Consider the following 21,727-nt stretch of genomic DNA (forward strand, 5'->3'; position numbering starts at 1 on the left):
CCGATGGGGCGGATGCGCTCCGCGCGGGGATATTTCCGGCAAGAAGAAACGCAGGCGCAAGGCTCTGGTGATCCGGGGGACGCGCGCCTATCTTGGGGAAGAACGGAAGGCAGGGCAGAGACTTGGGCATCACCGATCTGGCAGACGGGATCACGCGGCGCGTCGAGGCACTGGGCGATACGCTGTCCGGTGCATTCATGGAGCCGGTGATCCGCTTGGGCGTCACCGGCCTCGCGCGCTCGGGCAAGACAGTGTTCATCACCTCGCTGGTGGCCAACCTGATCGACCGGGCCCGGATGGGCGCACTGGCCGCGCAGGCCGAGGGCCGGATCGAGGCCGCCTATCTGCAGCCGCAACCCGATGACACGCTGCCGCGCTTTGATTACGAGACGCATCTGGCGGCATTGACGGCGGCGCAACCGCATTGGCCCGACAGCACGCGGGCGGTGTCGGAACTGCGCCTGTCGCTGCGGGTGCGTCCGACGGGGCTCTTGTCGGGCCTGTCCGGGCCGCGCACCCTGCATCTGGATATCGTGGATTATCCGGGCGAATGGCTGCTGGATCTGGGGTTGATGGACAAGACCTATGACCAGTGGTCGCGCGAGGTCATGGCGCGGATCGCGTCGCGGAGCGAGGCGGCGGAATTTATGGCCCGTGTCTGCGCTGTCGATCCGGCCAGCCCGCATGACGAGCCACTGGCGCAGGATCTGGCGCGCCGCTTCACCGGCTATCTGAACGCAGCAAGGGCGGCGGGATATTACGACTGCACGCCGGGGCGGTTCATTCTGCCGGGCGATCTGGCAGGCTCGCCCGTGCTGACCTTCGCGCCCTTGCCGGGTGAGGGGGAGGGGCCGCGCAAATCCCTGCGCCGCGAGATGGCCCGCCGGTTCGAGGCGTATAAGGCGCAGGTCGTCAAACCCTTCTTCCGCGATCATTTCTCGCGCATCGACCGTCAGGTCGTGCTGGTCGATGCCTTGGGCGCGATCCACAAAGGCCCCGCAGCGGTCGAGGACATGCGCCAAGCCATGGCCGAGACGCTGGGGGCGTTCCGCCCCGGCGGCAACGCCTTTCTGAGCCGCCTTTTGCGCGGCAAACGGGTGGAGCGTATCCTGTTCGCCGCCACCAAGGCTGATCATCTGCACCACAGCCAGCACCCGCGCCTGACCGCGATCATGCAGGCCCTCACGCGCGAGGCCCGGTCGCGCGCCGATTTCGCAGGGGCCCAGACCGCCGCCATGTCCATCGCCGCCCTGCGCGCCACGGTGGAAGAGACGATCACCCACGCGGGCAAGCCCCTGGACTGCGTGCGCGGCACGCTGCTGGAGACGGGGAAACAGGCGGCCTTCTATCCCGGCGATCTGCCCGAGGACCCGAACCGCCTGCTGGGGCCGGCCCGCGCCGGGGCGCAAAGCTGGCTTGATGAGGACTACAAGGTGATGAATTTCGCCCCCGCCCCCCTGCGCCTGCGCCCCGGAGAAGGGCCGCCGCACATAAGGCTGGACCGCGCGGCGCAATTCCTGATCGGGGACCGGCTGTGATCCGGCCCGCACAACCCACTGATGCGGGGGCTGTGGCGGCGATCCTGTCGCAGTTCATCGACACGACCGACTGGATGCCGCGTCTTTATACGCGCGCCGAGGAATTGGCCTTTGCCGGGCTGATGGTGGATCGCGGCTGGGTGCGCGTGGCGGAACCTGCGGGGCCGGGCCGGGGCATCGCCGGTTTCATGGCGCTGGATGCGGGCTTCATCCATGCGCTTTACGTGGCGCAGGAGCAGCGGAGGCAGGGTGTCGGGCAGGCCTTGCTGGACCATGCCAAATCACGAGAGACGCGGCTGGAGTTGAACACCTTTCAGGCCAATGCGGGCGCGCAGCGCTTTTATGCGCGTGCCGGGTTTCGCGAGGCTGGGCGGGGCGACGGTTGCGGGCAGGGGTCTGTCAATGACGAGGGCCTGCCGGATATCCGGCTGATCTGGGAAAGGGACATGGCATGAGCGATCACCCCACTGCGGGCAAACGCGGCCCTGTGCTGATCGAACTGGAGGATCGGCCCGCCGCAGGTCCGGACCTGGCACCGCCGGTGCCTGATGCCGACGGGGCCGCCGATCTGCCGCAAGGCCGCGCGATGCAGCGCATGGCGCAACTGGCGGCACGCCCACCGTCGCGGCTGGCGCGCTGGTTCTGGGGGCTGGCGCTCACGCTGCTGGGGGCCGTGATCTCGGTCGCGGCCTATGATTTCGTGACCGATCTGATCACCCGCGCGCCGGTGCTGGGCTATGCGGTGACGGTGGTCACGGCGGCGCTGCTGCTGGTGCTGCTGGCCATCGCCTTTCGCGAGGCGGCGGCCTTCGCCCGCCTTGGCCGGATCGACAAGCTGAACCATGCGGCCCGCATCGCGCTGGCCGAAGAGGATCTCAAGGCGGCGCGTGACGTGGTGGCGCGGCTGGAGGTGCTCTACAAGGGGCGCGCGGCGCTGGACTGGGGGCGCGCCCGTCTGGCAGAGCGCGCGCCCGAGCAATTCGACGCCTCAAGCCTGTTGGGACTGGCCGAGACAGAATTGATGGCGCCGCTGGATGCCGCAGCACGGCTGGAAGTCGAAGCGGCGGCGCGGCAGGTGGCCACGGTCACGGCGCTGGTGCCCATCGCGCTGGCCGATGTGGTGGCGGCGATGACATCCAACCTGCGCATGATCCGGCGGATTGCCGAGATCTATGGCGGTCGGTCCGGCACGCTGGGCAGTTGGCGGCTGACCCGCGCGGTGCTGACGCATCTGGTGGCGACAGGGGCGGTCGCCATCGGGGATGACATGATCGGGTCGCTGGCGGGTGGGGGGCTTTTGTCGAAACTCTCGCGCCGCTTCGGCGAGGGGGTGGTCAACGGTGCCCTGACAGCCCGTGTCGGCATCGCCGCGATGGAGGTCTGTCGCCCGCTTCCCTATATCGGATTGCACCGCCCCTCGGTGACGGCACTGGTGCGGCGGGCGCTGACGGGGCTTTTCGGACAGGGTGGCGAGAACTCCGCCAAAGATTGAGTATTCACTATGTCGCGCTGTGGATATGTGGATAACGTCCCGTTTCTGACGATCAGGGACAAGCGCTACACCGGGTCTTTCAGGGATCACACCAACCGTGGCGGGCCACCCGGCGCGATATCGCGGTCGGCCACGCCCATCCGCAAGCCCCGCCCGATCCGATGGGCCAGCGCCGACCACGCGGCGGCGGTGTCAGGCGGCAACTGCCGGCGCAGCACCCCGTCGAACAGGGCCAGCCACACCTCGAACTGGCCCGCGCGCACGTCGCCGGCCTGCACATGCACCCGCTGCGGATTGCCGTCATACGCGCGCTCGAACAGGATCGCATTGGCCCAGAAGCGCACGATCTTGGCCTCATGCGCGGGCCAGTCCGTGACATGGGCCGCAAAGACCGGACCCAGACCGGGGTGGCGGCGGATCAGGTCATAGAACTCGGCCACAACGCCTTCGATCTGTGGGCGGGTGATGGTGAATCGTGGCGGCAGGGCAGTCATCCGGGGGCTTTCACAGGCTGAACCCGCGGACCCTGCACCCTGTGGTCCGGCGGTGCAAGTGCAGGTCTGTCGCATGCCTGCACCCGCTTGCCGCGTGGCCCAGATAACCAAAACCGCCCCGTCAGGTCCGTGGACCCGTCAGGGCGGCTTCTGCGGTCAGGTCGGGCCGATGGCGCTTACTCTTGCGGCGCGGGAGTCGCGGGGGCCGTCTCCTCGGTCATCGGGGCGGTCGCGGGGGCGGTTGCACCATCCTCACCGCGCTGGTCCGCCGGGCCGACCATCATCGCAAGGCCCAGCAGGCCAAGCAGGACAACCAGAACGACCGCGAGACCCCAGGCCGAGCCGCCTGTGGGCGCATGGGCCCCAACCGGATGGGTGTTGGTTCCGGTGGGCGTGTAATGATCCTCTCTATAAGTCATCTCATCCTCCTTCGTTTGGTATGGAATAATTCTACGCCCGGTGCCTTTGGATTTCACCAATTCGGTCCGGATCGGCCCTTTTCGGCATCTGATTGCTGAAATCCGGGTGCGGGGCCGGCTGAATCCTGCTGAAATGGCCCCGGTTCCCCGCAAATGGGACACTGAGAGGGCAAGTAGTCCCCCCCGGCCGCCAGATGATCCCGCCTCTGGACGCTTGGTGCGCATCGGCCTATAACGCGCCCATGCACAAGGAATTTGCGACAATTCGGCGAATTACCGGCCCGGCGTCCTGATCCAGCCGATGGATCATCAGGCCGCCGGGACAAGGCGCATGGAGTGCCGCGCCGCCCCCATCCTTACCGCCCATTCGCTGACCGAAGGACGCCTGATATGAGCGCCGACACAACCGAAGTTCACGATTACAAAGACACGCTGAACCTGCCCCGGACCGAGTTTCCGATGCGAGCGGGCCTGCCCCAGCGCGAGCCTGACTGGCTGGCGCGGTGGGAAAAGATCGGCGTCTATGACCGCCTGCGCGACAAGGCGAAAACCTCGACGCGCCTACCCTTTACCCTGCATGATGGCCCGCCCTATGCGAACGGGCACCTGCATATCGGGCATGCGCTGAACAAGATCCTCAAGGATATGGTGGTGCGCAGCCAGCAGATGATGGGCCGCGACGCGCGCTATATTCCCGGCTGGGATTGCCACGGCCTTCCTATCGAGTGGAAGATCGAGGAACAGTATCGCGCCAAGGGTCTGGACAAGGATGACGTGCCCGTCGTCGATTTCCGGCAGGAATGCCGCAAGTTCGCCGAAGGCTGGGTCGATATCCAGCGCGAGGAGTTCAAGCGTCTGGGCATCACCGGCACATGGGACAAGCCTTACCTGACGATGGATTTCCACGCCGAAGCCGTGATCGCGGCCGAGTTCCAGAAATTCCTGATGACGGGCACGCTCTATCAGGGATCGAAACCCGTGATGTGGTCGCCGGTCGAGAAAACAGCTCTGGCCGAGGCCGAGATCGAGTATCACGAGCATAAATCCCATACGATCTGGGTGCCGTTCCGTATCCGCACGACGGCAGGCACCGGGGCGCAGGATGCCTCGGACCTGCGCAACGCACGGGTCGTGATCTGGACGACAACGCCCTGGACGATCCCGTCCAACAAGGCCATCGCCTATAACCCCAAGCTGACCTATGGCCTGTATCACGTCGACGGCACGCAAGAGGAAAGCTGGACAAGTATCGGCGATCTTTATCTTTTCGCCGATGCGCTGGCCGAAGAATGCCTGACCAAGGCGCGTGTGACGGCCTTCACGCGCATCCGCACGGTCGGTGCCGAGGAATTCGACGGCATGGTCTGCGATCATCCCTTCCACGGGATCGACGGGGCCAATGGTTTCTGGGATTACGACGTGCCGATGATCGACGGCGATCACGTGACGGATGATGCGGGCACGGGTTTCGTGCATACCGCGCCCAGCCACGGTGCCGATGACTTCGACTGCTTCGTCAAGCGCAACTGGCTGGACCGGATGACCCATAACGTGGGCGAGGAATCCGAATTCCTGTCCCATGTGCCCTTTTTTGCGGGCCTCAAGGTGCTGGACCACAAGGGCAAGGAAGGCAAGGCGAACACCGCCGTGATCGAGAAGCTGGTCGAGGCCAAGGCGATCATCGCGCGCGGGCAGCTCAAGCACAGCTATCCGCATTCCTGGCGCTCGAAAGCGCCGGTGATCTTCCGCAATACGCCGCAATGGTTCGCCGCCATCGACAAGCCCGTGGGCGACGGGCAGGACGAGTATGGCAGCACGATCCGGGAACGCGCGCTGACCTCGATCGATCAACTGGTGACATGGACGCCGCCCACCGGGCGCAACCGTCTGTATTCGATGATCGAGGCACGGCCCGACTGGGTGCTGTCGCGCCAGCGCGCCTGGGGCGTGCCGCTGACCTGCTTTACCAAACGGGGCGCGCTGCCGACCGATCCCGATTTCCTGCTGCGCAACACCGATGTGAACGAGCGCATCCTGGCCGCCTTCGAGGCGGAAGGCGCAGACGCCTGGTACAAGGACGGTGCCAAGGAACGCTTCCTGTCCGGGATCGTGAACCCGGATGACTGGACCAAGGTCGATGACATTCTGGATGTGTGGTTCGATTCAGGCTCCACCCATGCCTTCGTGCTGCGCGACCGCGCCGACGGGTCCGAGGATGGTCTGGCCGATCTTTATCTGGAAGGCACCGACCAGCATCGCGGCTGGTTCCACTCTTCGATGCTGCAAGCCTGCGGCACGCGGGGGCGGGCGCCCTATCGCGGTGTGCTGACCCACGGGTTCACGCTGGACGAGAAGGGCAACAAGATGTCCAAATCGCTTGGCAATACCGTGGCCCCGGAACAGGTGGTCAAGCAATATGGCGCGGATATCCTACGGTTGTGGGTGGCGCAGTCGGATTACACCGCCGATTTGCGGATCGGGCCGGAAATCCTGAAAGGCACCGCGGATGGCTATCGCCGCCTGCGCAACACGATGCGCTTCCTGCTGGGATCGCTGGCTGATTTCACGGAAAGCGACCGCGTCGATCCCGCCGAGATGCCGGAACTGGAACGCTGGGTGCTGCACCGTCTGGCCGAACTGGATGCGCGCGTGCGCAGCGGCTATGCCGCCTATGATTTCCAGGGCGTGTTCCAGGCCGTGTTCAACTTCGCGACCGTGGACCTGTCGGCCTTCTACTTCGACATCCGCAAGGATGCGCTTTATTGCGATGGCGATACGCCCCGCCGCCGTGCCGCGCGCACGGTGCTGGATATCCTGTTCCACCGCCTGACCACATGGCTGGCCCCGGTTCTGGTCTTCACGATGGAAGAAGTCTGGCTGGAACGCTTTCCCGGCGAGGACAGCTCGGTCCATCTTCAGGATATCCCCGCAACGCCGGTGGAATGGCTGGACGAGGCGCTGGCCGCCAAATGGGCCCGCGTGCGCGCCGCACGCCGCGTGGTGACGGCGGCACTGGAAGTGCAGCGCACCGCCAAGGTGATCGGCGCCAGCCTCGAGGCCGCGCCCATGGTGCATGTCCGCGATCCCGAACTGCTCGAGATCCTTGGTTCGGTCGCCTTTGAGGATGTCTGCATCACATCCGCCATCGGGCTGAGCGGGGCCGAGGCCCCGGCCGAAGCCTTCCAGTTGCCGGATGTGCCCGGCGTGGCCGTGATCTTCCGCGAGGCCGATGGCGACAAATGCGAGCGCTGCTGGAAGATCCTGCCCGATGTGGGCAGCCATGCCCACGCGGGTGTCTGCGCGCGCTGTGACGAGGCGCTGGCCTGATCTGCGTCCCGCCTGCGTCGCGGGCGGGACATGGATATTTGAAGCAAGAAGAAACAAGGGGCGGTGCGCAGGCATCGCCCTTTTTTTCAGGCTCAGGCGGTGTCGCGCGCTGGGATGATCTGCTGCACGATCCCCACGAGCAGCAGATAGACCGAGGTCACCACCAGCCCCCAATGTGCCCAGCTTTCCGGGTGGAAATCCACCCAGGCGGCCCAGCCCGCGAAAAAGGTCCAGGCCAGCGCCATGGGCAGCGACAGCATCCGCCAGCGTTCCGTGCGCACGGGGTGGATGAACTTGAGCGGAAAGAACATCGCCACCGCCAGCGCCGAGACAAGGACGAGGATCACCCAGAAACTGGGCGACAGCGCAAACAGCACCAGCACCAGCATGTTCCAGCAGCCCGGAAAGCCGGAAAAGGAATTGTCTTTTGTTTTCATCCGCGTATCGGCGAAATACATCGCGCTGGCGAAGGTGATCACGATGATGGCGAACCAACCTGTCCAGCCGGGCAGCAGGTCGGACTTGAACAGCGCGAAGGCGGGGATGAAGACATAGGTCAGATAATCGATGATCAGGTCCAGCAAGACGCCATCGAACTCGCCCGCGTACTTTTTGACCTCGTATTTGAGCGCCAATGGCCCGTCGATCCCGTCCACGGCAAAGGCCACGACCAGCCAGAGGAACATCAGGTCCCACTTGCCATCGACCGCCGCCAGCATCGCCAGCATGGCAAAGACCGCGCCCGTGGCGGTGAACAGGTGAACGGCCAGCGCCTTGATCTGCGGTGTCATGCGGCCCCCTCGGCTTTGGTGGTGGCGCGGGGATGGCTGGCCTCATAGACCTGCATCAGCCGCGCCGTATCGACAGCCGTATAGGCCTGCGTGGTCGAGAGCGAGGCATGGCCCAGCAACTCCTGTATCGCGCGCAGATCGCCGCCCGCATTCAACAGATGCGTGGCGAAACTGTGCCGCATCGCATGGGGCGTGGCGCTGGCGGGCAGGCCCAGTTGCAGCCGCGCCTGTTCCATCACCTTCTGGATCGCGCGCGGGTTCAGCGCCCCGCCCCGCGTGCCGCGAAAGAGCGGTTCTGCGGCCTCCAGCGGATATGGGCACAGCCTGGCATAGCGGTTGACCGCATCGCGCGCGGCGCCGATCACCGGGACGACACGTTCCTTGCCGCCCTTGCCGATGATCCGCAGCACCGGCGGCAGCGGCAGATCCGCCCCGGTCAGGGACAGTGCCTCGGAAATCCGCAGGCCACAGCCATAAAGCACCGTGACCACCGCCATGTCGCGCGCGGCCACCCAGTCATGCCGTGATTGCAACTCGACCCGGTCGATCATGGCGCGCGCCGCATCCTCGGCCAAAGGCCGGGGCAGCTTGCGTTGGAACTTGGGGCTGCGCGTGGACAGGACGGCGGTCGGCTCGAAGCCTTCACGCTCGGCCAGCCAGCGATAGAAGGTCTTGACCGCCGACAGTTTGCGCGCCAGCGACCGTGCGCCCACGTCATCCGCGCGGGTCGCGGCCATCCAGGCCCGCATGTCCGAAACCGTGATCCGCGCCAGTGCCGCCAGACCCTGCGGCGCCCCGCTATGCGCGGCCATGAACCCCACGAAATCCAGAACGTCGCGGCGATAGGCTTCGATCGTGTTGTCGGACGCGCCCTTCAGGGTCTTTTGTCCCTCAAGCCAAGCGCGCACGGCTGCGGCGGCGGCGTCGGAGATCAGGCTCATGAGAGCCAGCGGCGCATCGATCTTTCGAAAACACCTGCAAAGAAGGCCAGCAGGTCGGTGCCCTGGCTGGGGTTGAACTGATGCGGGTCTTCTGCCCCCATGACCAGCATGCCGGGCAGGCGTCCTGCGCCGAAATCCAGCCGCAGGCAGGCTTCCGAGCGGATCCAGCCCGCCTTTTCGCCATAGATGGCGGCGCTGCCGTCCTGCATCTGGCGCAAGGTGACCTGACGCTGTGGCGCATCGCGCCCGCCGCTCAGGTAGTCCTGCACGAAACCGGGTTGCGCCACGCGCAGCACATCGCCAAGGCGCTGCACCACCGCGTCCTGATCATTCTGCACCGTTTCCAGCACCAGACGGATGCAATCCACCCGCAGGATTTCCGCAACCGGCCCGCCCAGATCGCGCAGGAACACCTCGAACTCGGTCGGATCAAGCATCCGCAGGATGGCGCGATGCACCTGATTGGTCCCGGCCAGATTGTCATAGGCGGCGGCGATCACGCTGCGATGCGTATCCTCCAGCCGGTCCAGCCGCGCCTCAAGGCGTTCCATCGCGATGCCGCGCAGGTCGATGATATTCGCGCCCATCATCCGCTCGTTCGCGGCAATCAGGGCGCGCATCAGGTCCCGATCCTCAAGGATGACATCGGGCTGCGCCATGATCTTGTCGCGCAGCGCGCTGTCCATTCCGGGTTTCGTGCTCATATGCCTCGGGTCCGTTTCTTGATTTCAGGGGTTATAACACGGGGTCAGAGGATTTTCTGCCCCGTTTTTTCCCAATCCTTCAAAAACGTGGCCAGACCCGCATCGGTCAGCGGGTGGCTTGCCAGTTTCTTGATCACCTCGGGCGGCGCGGTCATCACATCCGCACCGATCCGCGCGCAGTCCAGCACATGGTTCACCGTGCGGATGGACGCGGCCAGAATCTGGGTCTCGAAGCCGTAATTGTCATAGATGGTGCGGATATCCGCGATCAGATCCATGCCATCAAGATTGATATCGTCCAGCCGACCGATGAAGGGGCTGATGAACGTGGCCCCCGCCTTGGCCGCCAGAAGCGCCTGATTGGCGCTGAAGCACAGCGTCACGTTCACCATGAATCCGTCACCGGACAGCACTTTGCAGGCCTTCAGCCCGTCCCATGTCAGCGGCAGTTTCACCGCGATATTGGGGGCGATGGCGGCCAGCTTGCGCCCTTCGGCGATCATGGCATCGGCCTCCAGAGCCACGACCTCGGCACTGACGGGGCCATCCACCAGCTCCGCGATTTCGCGTGTCACTTCAATGATGTCGCGCCCGGACTTGAGGATCAGCGAGGGGTTGGTGGTCACACCATCGACCATGCCCAACGCGTTCAACTCGGCAATGGCGGCGATATCGGCTGTATCAACAAAGAACTTCATGACGCTCCCTCGGGGCTTGGCCTTTCGTTGCCTTGGCTTTACCCCATAGAGCGGAACCCTGAAACCCCTTTCACCCAAGGCCGATGCCCCGTGAGCGATTTCTTCCAACATGGCGACCTGATCGCGGTGCTGACCACGCAGCCGCTGGACCGGGTGCTGGATTACCGCGCGCCCGAGGGAGGCTGTCATCTGGGCGCTTTCGTCGAGGTCCCGCTTGGTCCGCGCCGGGTGCTGGGCGTGGTCTGGGGGCCGGGCCGGGGCGATTTCGATCTGGCCAAGGTGCGCTATGCCGCGCGCGTGCTGGATGTGGCCCCCATGCGCGAGGAGATGCAGGATTTCCTGACCCGTGCGGCCGATTACACGATGACGCCACTGCCCGCGATGCTGCGGCTGGCCACCCGCGCGCCGGGCTTGGGCGATCCGCCTGCGATGCGGCGGATCTACCGGCTGGGCGAGGGCCTGCCCGACCGCATGACGCCCGCACGCGAGAAGGTGCTGGAGGTCCTGCGTGACTATGGCGGGCTGGCCTTCACCTTGCGGGAACTGGCCGAGATGGCGGGCGTGTCCACGGGTGTGGTCAAGGGGCTGGCGGCGCAGGGTGCCGTGTCGGAGGAGGACAGCCCCCGCGATCTGCCCTTTCCGATGCTGGATCCGGGCCAGCCCGGCAAGGCGCTGAACGACGATCAGGCAGCCGGGGCCGAGGCGCTGCGCGCCGCTGTGGCAAAGGGCACCTATGGCACGACGCTTTTGCGGGGTGTGACAGGGTCGGGCAAGACCGAAGTCTATCTTGAGGCGGTAGCCGAGGCGTTGAGGCAGGGGCGGCAGGCTTTGGTTTTGCTGCCCGAGATTGCCCTGACCGCCGAATTCCTGACCCGCGTCGAGGCCCGGTTCGGGGCGCGGCCCGCGGAGTGGCATTCCGGCGTGACCGTGACCGAACGCCGCCGCATCTGGCGCATGGTGGCGGAAGGCGGCGCTCAACTGGTGGTGGGGGCGCGGTCGGCGCTGTTCCTGCCCTACCGCGATCTGGGCCTGATCGTGGTGGATGAGGAGCACGACACCTCCTACAAGCAAGAGGACGGGGTGCTTTACAACGCCCGCGACATGGCGGTGCTGCGCGCCGCGATTTGCGGGGCAAGGGTGGTGCTGGCCTCGGCCACGCCAAGCCTTGAAAGCTGGGCCAATGCGGAAGCGGGCAAGTATGACAAGCTGGTCCTGACCGACCGTTTCGGCGCGGCGGTCCTGCCCGAGATGCGGGCGATCGACATGCGGGCGGAAACCTTGCCGACGAACCGCTGGATCTCGCCCACGCTCCAGCGGGCCGTGACGCAGCGGATCACGCTTGGCGAGCAGGCGCTGCTCTTCATCAACCGGCGCGGCTATGCGCCGACGACGGTGTGCCGGGCCTGCGGGCATCAAATCGGCTGCGATCACTGCGACGCGCGGATGGTGGAGCATCGATTTCTCAAGCGTCTGGTTTGCCACCAATGCGGCGAGACGAAGCCGATGCCGGAGGCTTGCCCCGCCTGCCATGTGGAGGGCAAGCTGGCCCCTGTCGGCCCCGGTGTGGAGCGGCTGACCGAAGAGGCGCAGGCCCTGTTCCCGGAGGCGCGGGTGGCGACGCTGTCGTCGGATATGTATGCCTCGGCTCGTGCACTCAAGGCCGAGATCGAGAGCATCGCCAGCGGTGGGGCGGATGTCATCATCGGCACGCAGCTGGTGGCCAAGGGGCACAACTTTCCGCTGCTCACGCTGGTGGGGGTGATCGACGCGGATCTGGGCCTGCAAGGATCGGACCTGCGCGCGGCCGAGCGGACGTTCCAGCTGATGCGGCAGGTCGCCGGGCGGGCGGGCAGGGCCGAGAAGCGGGGGCAGGCGCTTCTCCAGACCCATCAGCCCGAACACCCGGTGATCCGCGCCATCCTTGCGGGGGATGAGGAGGGGTTCTGGCGCGCCGAGGCCGAGGAGCGGCGACAGGCGGGGGTTCCCCCTTACGGGCGGATGGCGGGGATCATCATCTCGGCCACCGAGGCGCAGGCGGCCTTCGATCTGGGCACGCATCTGGCGCGGCAGGATGCCCCGCTCAGGGCCATCGGGGCACAGGTCTATGGCCCCGCCCCGGCCCCCATCGCCCGGATTAGGGGGCGGCACCGGGTCAGGCTGCTGGTGCGGGCCGACAAGGGCGCGCCATTGCAGGCCGCATTGGGGCGCTGGCTGGGGCAGGTAAGGCTGACGGGGAGCCTGCGGCTGGCCGTGGATATTGATCCGCAGAGTTTCTATTGAGGGGGTTTGGGGGCGTGTCCCGCCGTGGGACATTTTATGGATTGTGGAAATTCAATGGGTTACGCGGGCGTGTTAGGGGAATTTTAACGATCTGGCGGAAAGTCGCGTTGGTCGGCTATGCGGGACAAGGCGGGCGTTCGACTAGAGCGGCGTTGGGATAGTAGTCGTAGGGTGCGTGCTTGCACGCACCACTCCCCCGCAACAAGAAACGGTGCGTGCAAGCACGCACCCTACGGTTCGCTCCCCCTCGCATCAAGAAACGGTGCGTGCCAGCACGCACCCTACGGTTCGCTGGCGTTGGATCGCCACCCCGCGTGTCGGCGAGGGCGCCGCCTGCGCTGAGCGTCGTGATTGCGCCCTTACCCCATCCGTTCCGAGGCATAGCTTCCGGGGCTGGCGGGGAAGACCACGGTTTTGTTGCCGTTCTGGAAGACGCGGTGATGGATATGGGCGTGGATCGCGCGGGAGAGGACCTGTGCTTCCACATCGCGGCCAAGGCTGACGTAGTCATCCGCACTTTGGGCATGGGTGATGCGGACGGTGTCCTGTTCGATGATCGGGCCTTCGTCCAGATCGGCGGTGACGTAATGGGCGGTGGCACCGATCAGTTTCACGCCGCGTTCATAGGCTTGCTTATAGGGGTTCGCCCCCTTGAAGCTGGGCAGGAAGGAATGGTGGATGTTGATGATCCGGCCGGACATTTTCTGGCAGATCGCATCCGACAGCACCTGCATGTAGCGGGCGAGCACGATCAGCTCGGCCCCCGACTCCTCGACCAGCGCCATCAGGCGGGCTTCGGCCTCGGGCTTGTTGTCCTTGGTGACCTTGATCTGGTGGAAGGGCAGGTCGTGGTTCACCACCACTTTCTGATAGGTCATGTGGTTGGACACCACGCCCACGATGTCGATGGGCAGCGCGCCGATGCGCCAGCGATAGAGCAGGTCGTTCAGGCAATGGCCGAAATTCGACACCATCAGCAGAACCTTCATCCGCTGGCCGGCCTCATGGATCGCCCAGTCCATCGCGAAGGTGGCGGCAATGGGGGCGAAACCCTCGCGCAGCGCGTCCGGCCCGGTGCCGGTTTCCGCCAGAAAGGTCATCCGCGCAAAGAACATGCCCGTCAGCGGGTCGTCGAACTGGTGGCTGTCGGTGATGTTGCAGCCATTCGCCGCCAGAAACCCCGAGATCGCGGCGACGATTCCGCGGGTCGACGGGCATTGGACGGTCAGCACATGATGGGTCATCGGTCTCTCCGGGTCACTCTGTTGCCCGGTTGGTAGCAGCAGGCCCGAGGGCAGGACAGCCCGGAAACGACCGCCCCATGCGCCCGCGCGACGCAGGTGCAAGAGCGGGGGCCTCCGGGGCCTGTCGCGGGTCAGGCGATGACGGTGCGGCCCTGCTGATCGACCACGAGATCGGTCAGGATCGCGCCCACCCACATGGCGCAGAGCGCGGCCCATGCGGTGCCCACGAAGATCGACCCGCCGGTGACGCCCGCGCCGATGGCGCAGCCTCCGGCCAGCATCCCGCCGAAGCCCATCAGGGCCGCGCCGAACATGGCGCGACGCATGTTGCTTTCATTTTCGAAGCCCTGAAACTTGAACTCGCGCGTGATGACGGCGGCCAGGAAAGAGCCGAGGAACACACCCGGCACCAGCCCGACATCGAATTCCAGCACCGCCGCGCGGTCCAGCGTGAACATCAGCATCCGGGCCGAGGGTCCGGTGAAGCTGGCGCTTTCGATCTGCACGGGGTCAAAGGCGATCTGCGACAGACCGAAGGTCAGCACCCATCCCAGCGCCACGGCAAAGCCCACGCCCGAGGCGAAGACCAGCCGCATCGCGCCGATCCGGTTGCGGCGGGACAGTTCCAGCGCCAGCAGGGCCATGGCGGCCCCGAAGGCCAGTCCCGCCCAATCGGGCAGGTGCAGCGCTAGCAGGATATCCATGTTGCGCCCGCCCGACGTGACCCATAGCCCTGCCAGCCCGTCGCGAAGGGGGCCGAGCCAGCCGGTGATGCTCATCTGGGCGACCACGGCGAAGATCAGGCCCGACACGATGGAGCGCAGGTTGCCGGTGGCCCCCAGCACCAGAAGCCGGCCCGAACAGCCGCGCGCCAGCACCATGCCGATGCCGAAGATCAGCCCACCGATGATGGCGCCTGACCAGCTGCCCGGCACGGCCATCATGCGGGCATCGGCGGCGCGCATCAGGCCCAGCATCTGCGCGCCCTGCACCCAGACGATGGCGGTCGAGATGGTCAGCAGCCAGACGGCCACCTTGTCGCCCAGCTGGCCGCGGGCGAATTCCACCGTCGCCGCGCGCAGGCAGAAGCGCGAGCGTTGCGCGGCGGCGCCGAACACGACGCCTGTGAGCAGCCCCAGAAGGGCGGCGGTTGGCTCTTCGCCGATGCGGTCCACCACGCTGAGCAGGTCCATGGCACCAATCCCGTTTCCATTATGTGCCATGGGCAATGACAGGGGCGGCGGGCCCTGTCCTTGATCCAGATCAGAGGGGGTGTTCTGGGGCGTCAGGCAGGTCGAAAGCGTCGGTCGCGGTGTCGCTTCTGTCCGCGAAATCCGGCGGGCGGCGCTGTATCCGCTGTCGGGCAGGCAGGGCGCGCGGCAGAAGGATGGCGGGCATGGAGCAGATCGGAGTGCCGGAGGTAGGCCAGATGGAGGGGCAGGCCGGGATGCTGGCCGCGGCCTTGATGGCGATGGCGGCCTTGCCGGTGCGGGTCGATCTGGCCACGCTGCCGCTGGAGGGGGGCGAGGATCCGGCCTTCGGCACGGTGCGCTGGCGGACGCTGTTCTGTGCGGATCGCACGGCCACCGGCGGCGTGGTCATGGGGATCGCGGAATTCGCGCCCGGCGGGACCTTGCTGCCGCATCGCCACAGCCCGGCCGAGGTCTATTTCGGGCTGGAGGGGGCGGCAGTCGTGACCGTGGACGGGGTGCCGCAGGCGATGGGGCCGGGGGTGGCATTGTTCATTCCGGGGGATGCCGAACATGGCACGGTGGCGGGGGCTGAGGGGTTCCGGATGCTTTACGTCTTTCCGCGCGACCGTTTTTCCGAGGTGGAGTATCGGTTTTCGCCGCTCTGAGCGTGGATCGCGGGCGCACAGGGGGATGTGCGCGGATAGGGTGATCTGGCCTCTCGCCAAGCGCGAAAAATCGGCGTAAGCCGTTAACATGCAAATCATTCCGCTTGCCCATGCCAAGGATTTGCCGGTCTGGCGCAGACCGGTGACGCTGCTGTTCGTGATGGCCGCCGCGATGCCCATCGCCTTTGCCACATGGTCGGCGCTGCTCAATAACTTCGTGATCGAGGTGGCGCAGTTCGACGGCTCGGACATTGGCTGGCTGCACACGGTACGGGAGATTCCGGGGTTTCTGGCGATTGGCGTGATCGCGATCCTGATGTTCATGCGCGAGCAGGTGCTGGGAATGGTGGCGCTGATCCTGCTGGGGGTGGCGACGGCGATGACCGCGTGGTTTCCCAGTCTGGGCGGGATTCTGACGATCACCATGCTGTCGTCGATCGGGTTTCATTATTACGAGACGGTGAATCAGTCCTTGCAGTTGCAATGGCTGCCCAAGGACCGCGCGCCGCAGATGTTGGGCTGGCTGCTGGCGGCGGGGTCGGGGGCGACGCTTGTCGCCTATCTGTGCATCATCGTGACATGGGAGGCGTTGGGCCTGACCTATAACATGGTCTACTTGCTGTCGGGCGGCTTCACGGCGGCGGTGGCCCTGTTCGCGCTTCTGGCCTATCCGCAGTTCGAGGCGCCCGATCCGCAGATCAAGAAGATGGTGCTGCGGCGGCGGTACTGGCTGTATTATGCGCTTCAGTTCATGTCGGGCGCGCGGCGGCAGATCTTTGTCGTCTTCGCAGGCTTCATGATGGTCGAGAAGTTCGGTTTTCGCGTCCATGAGGTCACCGCATTGTTCACCATCAATCTGGTGGTCAACATGATCGCGGCCCCGCTGCTGGGCCGGGCGGTGGCGCGCTGGGGCGAGCGCAAGGCGCTGGCGGTGGAATATACGGGGCTGGTCTGCGTGTTTCTGGGCTATGGCGGGATCTACTGGTTCGGCTGGGGCGTGATGATGGCGGCGTTCCTTTATGTGATGGACCACGTTTTCTTTGCCATGGCGCTGGCGCTGAAGACCTATTTCCAGAAGATCGCCGATCCGCGCGACATTGCGCCGACGGCGGCGGTCGCCTTTACCATCAATCACATCGCTGCGGTTTTCCTTCCGGCGTCGCTGGGCTATCTGTGGCTTGTCTCGCCGAGTTCGGTTTTCGTGCTGGCGGCGGCCATGGCGGGTATCTCTTTCTGTCTGGCCATGCTGATCCCGCGCCATCCCGAACCCGGGAACGAGACGATTTTTGCCCGGTTCCTGCCGGCCCCGGCGGAGTGACCCTGCATGCCAAGCCCTGATCTGACCGAAGTTGCCGAGCGCCCCGCAGTGAGTGGCAAATCACAAGCGAAGTTCCTGACCGGATCGACCATGCGTCATGTGGTCGTGATGACGCTGACAGGCTCGCTGGGGCTGAGCTTTCTGTTTCTGGTGGATTTTCTGGCGTTGTGGTGGATCAGCCGTCTGGAGAACGAGGTGCTGATCACCGCCATCGGCTTTGCGGGGACGATCCAGTTCTTCGTGATGTCCGTGGCCGTGGGGATGATGATCGGCGCCGTTGCCTTGGTCAGTCGCGCGCTGGGCATGGGCGACCCCGAGGAGGCGCGCCGGATCGCCACATCGGCGATGATCTATGGCGCGAGTTTCCAGACGGCGCTGGCCGTTCTGGTCTTCATCTTCCGTCGCGAGATCCTGATCTGGACCGGGGCCGAGGGCGCGGCGCTGGAGGTGGCGGTCGATTTCCTTGGGATCTCGCTGCCGTCCTTGCCCTTTGTCGCCATCGGCATGTGCGCGAGCGCGGTGCTGCGCGCGGCGGGCGAGGCGTGGCGGTCCATGATGGTTACAGTGTCGGCGGGCGTTGTGGCGCTGATCGTCGATCCGATCCTGATCGTCTGGATGGGCTATGGCGTGAGCGGTGCGGCCATGGCCATCGTGCTGTCGCGGCTGGCGATGGCGGTGATGGGCTTCTATTGGGTCAGCCGGTCGCGCAACCTGCTGGCGCGCCCGAGTCTGATCGACCTGCGCGCCTTCCTTATGCCTTTCGCGGCGATTGCCATTCCGGCTGTGGCGACGCAGGTCTCGACCCCTTTCGGCAACTGGATTCTTGTGCGGGCCATGGCGCAGCATGGGGACAGCGCCGTGGCGGGTCTGGGCGTGGTGATGCGCCTGACCATCGTCTGTTTCGGGGGCATTTTCGCGCTTTCGGGGGCGATCGGCGGGATCATCGGGCAGAATTACGGGGCCAAGCAATATGACCGCGTGGCCTCGGCCTATACCGATGCGCTGAAATTCTGCGCCATCTATACTGCCGTGATCTGGGTGCTGCTGATCCTGTCCGCGGATCTGATCGCGGGGTCCTTCGGGCTGGGGGAAGACGGGGCCGAGATCGTGCGGGTCTTTGCCTTCTACGCGGCGGGGACCTTCGTGTTCACAGGCGCGCTGTTCGTGTCCAATGCAGCGTTCAACAATCTGGGTCGTCCGCTTTGGGCGACGGCGGCCAATTGGGCGCGCGATGCGATCCTGATGGCGCCACTGGCCTTTGGTCTGGGCGCGCTCTATGCCGGGGGCGGGGTGATCATGGGGCAGGCGCTGGCCAATACGCTGGCGGGCATTCTTGCGGCCTGGATCGGCTGGCGCTTTGTGCGCCGCCTGAACGGGCGGCCTGCACCCGTGCTTGACGGCAGGCCCGCATCCACATAACGGCTTGGGTCACACCTGTCCGGAGAGATGCCATGCCCACTTTCACCGCCATTACCACCCTGACCGGCAAGACCCCCGCCGAGGCGCTGGGCGAGGCTGTCGAGACCCTGACCCCGGAACCCGAGGGCGTGGGCGTCTTCGAGATCGAGGATGGCTCGGGCCTGTGGGAAGTGGCCTGCTACTTTACCGAAAAGCCCGACCATGCGGGGCTGGCGCTGCTGGCGACGATCCACGGGGCGAAACCCTTTGCCATTTCCGAACTGCCCGAGACCGACTGGGTGGCCAAGGTCAAGCGCGAGCTGTCGCCGGTCGTGGCGGGGCGGTTCTTCGTCTATGGCAGCCATGACGCGGACAAAGTGCCCGACGGGGTCGAGGCACTGCTGATCGAGGCGGCGATGGCCTTTGGCACGGGGCATCACGGCACGACGCAGGGCTGTCTGCGGGCGCTGGACCGTCTGGATAACGGCGGGTTCACGGGGCAATCCGTGGCCGATATCGGCTGCGGCACCGCCGTTCTGGCGATGGCGGCGGCGCGGATCTGGCCGAACCCGGTGCTGGCGGGCGATATCGACGAGGTCGCGGTCGATGTGGCCGAGGCCAATGTGTCAGCAAATGGGCTGGAAGGGCGCGTCCATTGTGTCGAGGCGACAGGGTTTGACCATCCGGCCATCGCGGCGGCCAGCCCCTTTGATCTGGTCTTTGCCAATATCCTGAAAGGTCCCTTGATCGATCTGGCCCCCGACATGGCAAAACACCTGATTGCAGGGGGCTATGCGATCCTGTCGGGAATCCTGAACGAGCAGGCCGACGAGGTGATCGAGGTTTACTCAACCAATGGTATTAATCTTGTGAATCGCGAAGAAATTGGCGAGTGGACGACGCTGACTCTTCGTAAAAATTGATAGATTAAGGTTAAATTGCAGCGGCTTGGGCGGACTTGCCTTAGTTATGCCGTAATTCCCGCATAAGCAGAGTACCAGATTTTCGGTGGGGGCCGATGTTGGGAGCTCTGACATGTCAGATGCATTTCAGGATTTTGACAACCGCTTGCGGCGCATCCAGAAGTCGCGGGTCAAGCTGGCGAATGGCTATGTTTCGGTCGTCGGGGACGATGGTCTGATCGTCGTCAAGCCGCGCCGCACACGGCGTTCCTTTTCCCTTCGCGTTCTCACCTTCGTGATTGTTGGGTTTCTTGGCTTCAAGATCATGATCCTGGCGGTTCTGGGTCTGCCGGTCTATCAGGATCGCGTGGCGTCCCTGCAAAAGGGATCGACGGTCGAAAAGGCCGGGGCTTGGCTGATGCAGGCCGATCCGCTCAGCGTGACATTGGCCGACAAGCTGCGCCGGTATCTGCCCTGATCCGGGGACCGTTTGGCTGGCGCTGATCCGCAGAATTGAAAAAGCCGCGCATCCTTTCGGGACGCGCGGCTTTTTGCTGCCGTGAGTGGCGCCTGGGTCGGATCAGCGATTCTTGACCACGATGTCGATGTCGCCACGGCACAGGCCGATGTCTTCCAGCTCGCGGTCCGAAAGTTTGGACAGCGCGTTGCGGGTGATGCGGGCGTCATTCCAAGCCGACACGATGCCGACGAGGGTCGAGAAGAAACCAGCCTGGCCAGAGGCCTGGGCGGCGGTGCGGGGGGCGTCATAAACAGCCATGTTCGTTTTCCTTGGTTGCGCGTCTGCGCGGTGAATGGGTCAAAGGGTGTCAAGACCTGTAACGGTCCTCTTTCTGCAGCTGCACATAGTTTGCCTTGATTCCCGGCACAAGACGGGCTGTTTGCATAGGTCTTATGCGACTTGTGCATGGGTCTGGATTTGGCGCAGGATCAAGAAAACAAGGCGGAAATGGGACATGGATTCTGTCGCTTTCAGTGCTGAAAGCGACGAATCCGCCCTAAATTCTGCATTGCAGCATCGCGGGGCGTCCTGAGCGGGCTTTCGCTTTGGGATTTCCTTTTGTTCGCCTTTCGTGCTAGTGCATCAAAAAAGCAACAGAGCAGGGGCAGATGATGCGGGTTTTGGGGATCGATCCCGGCTTGAGAAACCTCGGCTGGGGCATCATTGATGTCGATGGCAGCCGCCTGACCCATGTCGCCAATGGAATCTGCCACTCCTCGGGGGATGATCTGTCGCTGCGGTTGCTGGCGCTGCATGAGCAGCTGACCGCCGTTGTCGCGCAATACCGGCCCGATACGGCGGCGGTGGAGCATACATTCGTGAACAAGGACGGTGTCGCCACGCTGAAACTGGGGCAGGCGCGCGGGATCGCCTTGCTGGTACCGGCGCAGGCCGGGTTGACGGTGGGCGAATATGCCCCGAATGCGGTAAAAAAGACCGTGGTCGGCGTGGGCCATGCGGCCAAGGAACAGGTGCAGCATATGGTGCGGATGCAGTTGCCGGGCGTGGTTCTGGCGGGGCCGGACGCGGCGGATGCCTTGGCGGTGGCGATCTGCCATGCCCATCATGGGGCCGCCGGCAGCCCGCTGGCCGCCGCGATCCGGAGGGCGACGGCATGATCGGAAAGCTGACTGGCCGCATAGATTACCGCGCCGAGGATCATTTGCTGATCGACGTGGGCGGGGTGGGGTATCTGGTCTATTGCTCGGACCGGACGCTGGCCGCCCTGCCGGGGCCGGGCAATGTGGTGGCGCTTTATACCGATCTGGTGGTGCGCGAGGATCTGATGCAGCTTTACGGCTTTCCCACGCTGCTGGAGAAGGAATGGCACCGCCTTCTGATGGGGGTGCAGGGCGTGGGGGCCAAGGCAGCGCTGGCCATTCTGGGCGCTTTGGGGGCGGAAGGTGTCAGTCGCGCGATCATGCTGGGCGACATGAACGCGATCAAGGCGGCCAAGGGCATCGGCCCCAAGACCGCGCAGCGCGTGGTGATCGAATTGAAGGACAAGGCCCCCGCCGTGATGGCGATGGGCGGCACCCTGTCGGCGGCGATGGGCACCGCGCCCGCGGCGGTGGAGGGCGAGGTGATCGACGCCGCTCCCGCAGCGCGCAAGGCGCCTGCTCCCGCGCGGCCATCCGGCAGTGCGGCGGCGCAATCGGATGCCTTGTCCGCCCTGACCAATCTGGGTTATTCCCCCGGAGATGCGGCAGGCGCCGTGGCCCGCGCGGCGATGGACGCGCCCGAGGCCGATGCCGCCGCCCTGATCCGCGCCGCCCTCAAGGCGCTGGCCCCGAAAGGGTAAGA

General features: G+C 65.2%; 21 protein-coding genes. 12 read left to right on the top strand and 9 right to left on the bottom strand.

The window, feature by feature from the left end; translation table 11 throughout:
- Positions 1-122: 122 nt before the first annotated feature.
- The 3 genes from PVW27_RS05610 to PVW27_RS05620 are packed head-to-tail and all read left to right on the top strand — an operon-like array spanning position 123 to position 3,030.
- Positions 123-1,538 carry a YcjX family protein gene (locus PVW27_RS05610; RefSeq protein ID WP_274555875.1) on the top strand — a complete coding sequence of 472 codons (1,416 nt, stop codon included), beginning with the start codon at positions 123-125 and terminating at the stop codon, positions 1,536-1,538.
- Complete coding sequence (locus PVW27_RS05615; RefSeq protein ID WP_338019940.1) at positions 1,535-1,993, top strand: GNAT family N-acetyltransferase; 459 nt, start codon at positions 1,535-1,537, stop codon at positions 1,991-1,993. The genes PVW27_RS05610 and PVW27_RS05615 overlap by 4 nt, the downstream gene beginning before the upstream one ends.
- The gene (locus PVW27_RS05620; protein ID WP_274555877.1) at positions 1,990-3,030 is read left to right on the top strand and encodes a YcjF family protein; all 1,041 of its coding nucleotides are present in this window, start codon (positions 1,990-1,992) and stop codon (positions 3,028-3,030) included. Before PVW27_RS05615 ends, PVW27_RS05620 begins: the two co-directional genes overlap by 4 nt.
- A gap of 86 nt (positions 3,031-3,116) precedes the next feature.
- On the opposite strand, the gene PVW27_RS05625 is transcribed toward PVW27_RS05620, so the two are convergent.
- On the bottom strand, positions 3,117-3,524 hold the full coding sequence (locus PVW27_RS05625; RefSeq protein WP_274555879.1) for a group III truncated hemoglobin: 408 nt from the start codon (positions 3,522-3,524) through the stop codon (positions 3,117-3,119).
- Between the two features lie 176 nt (positions 3,525-3,700).
- Positions 3,701-3,943 carry a hypothetical protein gene (locus PVW27_RS05630; RefSeq protein ID WP_274555881.1) on the bottom strand — a complete coding sequence of 81 codons (243 nt, stop codon included), beginning with the start codon at positions 3,941-3,943 and terminating at the stop codon, positions 3,701-3,703.
- 390 nt (positions 3,944-4,333) lie between these two features.
- On the opposite strand from PVW27_RS05630, the gene ileS reads away from it, so the two are divergent.
- Positions 4,334-7,270 (top strand): isoleucine--tRNA ligase, encoded by a 2,937-nt coding sequence (gene ileS, locus PVW27_RS05635; protein WP_274555883.1) that lies wholly within the window; start codon positions 4,334-4,336, stop codon positions 7,268-7,270.
- A gap of 92 nt (positions 7,271-7,362) precedes the next feature.
- On the opposite strand, the gene PVW27_RS05640 is transcribed toward ileS, so the two are convergent.
- Genes PVW27_RS05640 through fsa form a run of 4 tightly spaced genes read right to left on the bottom strand, consistent with a single transcriptional unit; the run spans position 7,363 to position 10,404 of the window.
- Positions 7,363-8,061 (bottom strand): CDP-alcohol phosphatidyltransferase family protein, encoded by a 699-nt coding sequence (locus tag PVW27_RS05640; protein ID WP_274555885.1) that lies wholly within the window; start codon positions 8,059-8,061, stop codon positions 7,363-7,365.
- A complete protein-coding gene (locus tag PVW27_RS05645; RefSeq protein ID WP_274555886.1) occupies positions 8,058-9,002 on the bottom strand; it encodes a tyrosine recombinase XerC in 945 nt (314 codons plus the stop codon). The genes PVW27_RS05640 and PVW27_RS05645 overlap by 4 nt, the downstream gene beginning before the upstream one ends.
- Positions 8,999-9,706, bottom strand: coding sequence for a DUF484 family protein (locus PVW27_RS05650; RefSeq protein WP_274555888.1), 708 nt, complete (start codon positions 9,704-9,706; stop codon positions 8,999-9,001). The genes PVW27_RS05645 and PVW27_RS05650 overlap by 4 nt, the downstream gene beginning before the upstream one ends.
- A gap of 44 nt (positions 9,707-9,750) precedes the next feature.
- Positions 9,751-10,404, bottom strand: a complete 654-nt coding sequence (gene fsa / locus PVW27_RS05655; RefSeq protein WP_274555890.1) for a fructose-6-phosphate aldolase — start codon at positions 10,402-10,404, stop codon at positions 9,751-9,753.
- A gap of 90 nt (positions 10,405-10,494) precedes the next feature.
- On the opposite strand from fsa, the gene PVW27_RS05660 reads away from it, so the two are divergent.
- Entirely contained in the window at positions 10,495-12,684 is a 2,190-nt protein-coding gene (locus PVW27_RS05660; protein WP_274555892.1) for a primosomal protein N', read from the top strand.
- 359 nt (positions 12,685-13,043) lie between these two features.
- On the opposite strand, the gene purU is transcribed toward PVW27_RS05660, so the two are convergent.
- Both purU and PVW27_RS05670 read right to left on the bottom strand, forming a co-directional pair.
- Positions 13,044-13,928 carry a formyltetrahydrofolate deformylase gene (gene purU, locus PVW27_RS05665; protein WP_274555893.1) on the bottom strand — a complete coding sequence of 295 codons (885 nt, stop codon included), beginning with the start codon at positions 13,926-13,928 and terminating at the stop codon, positions 13,044-13,046.
- A 131-nt stretch (positions 13,929-14,059) separates the two neighbouring features.
- Complete coding sequence (locus PVW27_RS05670) at positions 14,060-15,121, bottom strand: YeeE/YedE family protein (RefSeq protein ID WP_274555894.1); 1,062 nt, start codon at positions 15,119-15,121, stop codon at positions 14,060-14,062.
- Positions 15,122-15,324: 203 nt separating this feature from the next.
- Between PVW27_RS05670 and PVW27_RS05675 the strand changes: the two genes are divergently transcribed.
- The 5 genes from PVW27_RS05675 to PVW27_RS05695 all read left to right on the top strand — a co-directional run bounded on the left by PVW27_RS05675 (position 15,325) and on the right by PVW27_RS05695 (position 19,882).
- Positions 15,325-15,786 carry a cupin domain-containing protein gene (locus PVW27_RS05675; RefSeq protein ID WP_274555895.1) on the top strand — a complete coding sequence of 154 codons (462 nt, stop codon included), beginning with the start codon at positions 15,325-15,327 and terminating at the stop codon, positions 15,784-15,786.
- Between the two features lie 88 nt (positions 15,787-15,874).
- Positions 15,875-17,104 (top strand): MFS transporter, encoded by a 1,230-nt coding sequence (locus PVW27_RS05680; protein ID WP_274555896.1) that lies wholly within the window; start codon positions 15,875-15,877, stop codon positions 17,102-17,104.
- Between the two features lie 6 nt (positions 17,105-17,110).
- Entirely contained in the window at positions 17,111-18,523 is a 1,413-nt protein-coding gene (locus PVW27_RS05685; RefSeq protein WP_274555897.1) for an MATE family efflux transporter, read from the top strand.
- A 32-nt stretch (positions 18,524-18,555) separates the two neighbouring features.
- Positions 18,556-19,425 (top strand): 50S ribosomal protein L11 methyltransferase, encoded by an 870-nt coding sequence (locus PVW27_RS05690; RefSeq protein ID WP_274555899.1) that lies wholly within the window; start codon positions 18,556-18,558, stop codon positions 19,423-19,425.
- Positions 19,426-19,537: 112 nt separating this feature from the next.
- A complete protein-coding gene (locus PVW27_RS05695) occupies positions 19,538-19,882 on the top strand; it encodes a hypothetical protein (RefSeq protein WP_274555901.1) in 345 nt (114 codons plus the stop codon).
- 102 nt (positions 19,883-19,984) lie between these two features.
- Here the strand turns inward: PVW27_RS05695 and PVW27_RS05700 are convergent, their stop codons facing one another.
- Positions 19,985-20,182 carry a DUF1127 domain-containing protein gene (locus PVW27_RS05700; RefSeq protein WP_274555903.1) on the bottom strand — a complete coding sequence of 66 codons (198 nt, stop codon included), beginning with the start codon at positions 20,180-20,182 and terminating at the stop codon, positions 19,985-19,987.
- 353 nt (positions 20,183-20,535) lie between these two features.
- On the opposite strand from PVW27_RS05700, the gene ruvC reads away from it, so the two are divergent.
- Both ruvC and ruvA read left to right on the top strand, forming a co-directional pair.
- Entirely contained in the window at positions 20,536-21,042 is a 507-nt protein-coding gene (ruvC, locus tag PVW27_RS05705) for a crossover junction endodeoxyribonuclease RuvC (protein WP_274556126.1), read from the top strand.
- Positions 21,039-21,725, top strand: a complete 687-nt coding sequence (ruvA, locus tag PVW27_RS05710; protein WP_274555905.1) for a Holliday junction branch migration protein RuvA — start codon at positions 21,039-21,041, stop codon at positions 21,723-21,725. The genes ruvC and ruvA overlap by 4 nt, the downstream gene beginning before the upstream one ends.
- Positions 21,726-21,727: the final 2 nt, after the last annotated feature.

Source organism: Seohaeicola sp. 4SK31 (assembly GCF_028802875.1).
Lineage (GTDB): Bacteria > Pseudomonadota > Alphaproteobacteria > Rhodobacterales > Rhodobacteraceae > Seohaeicola.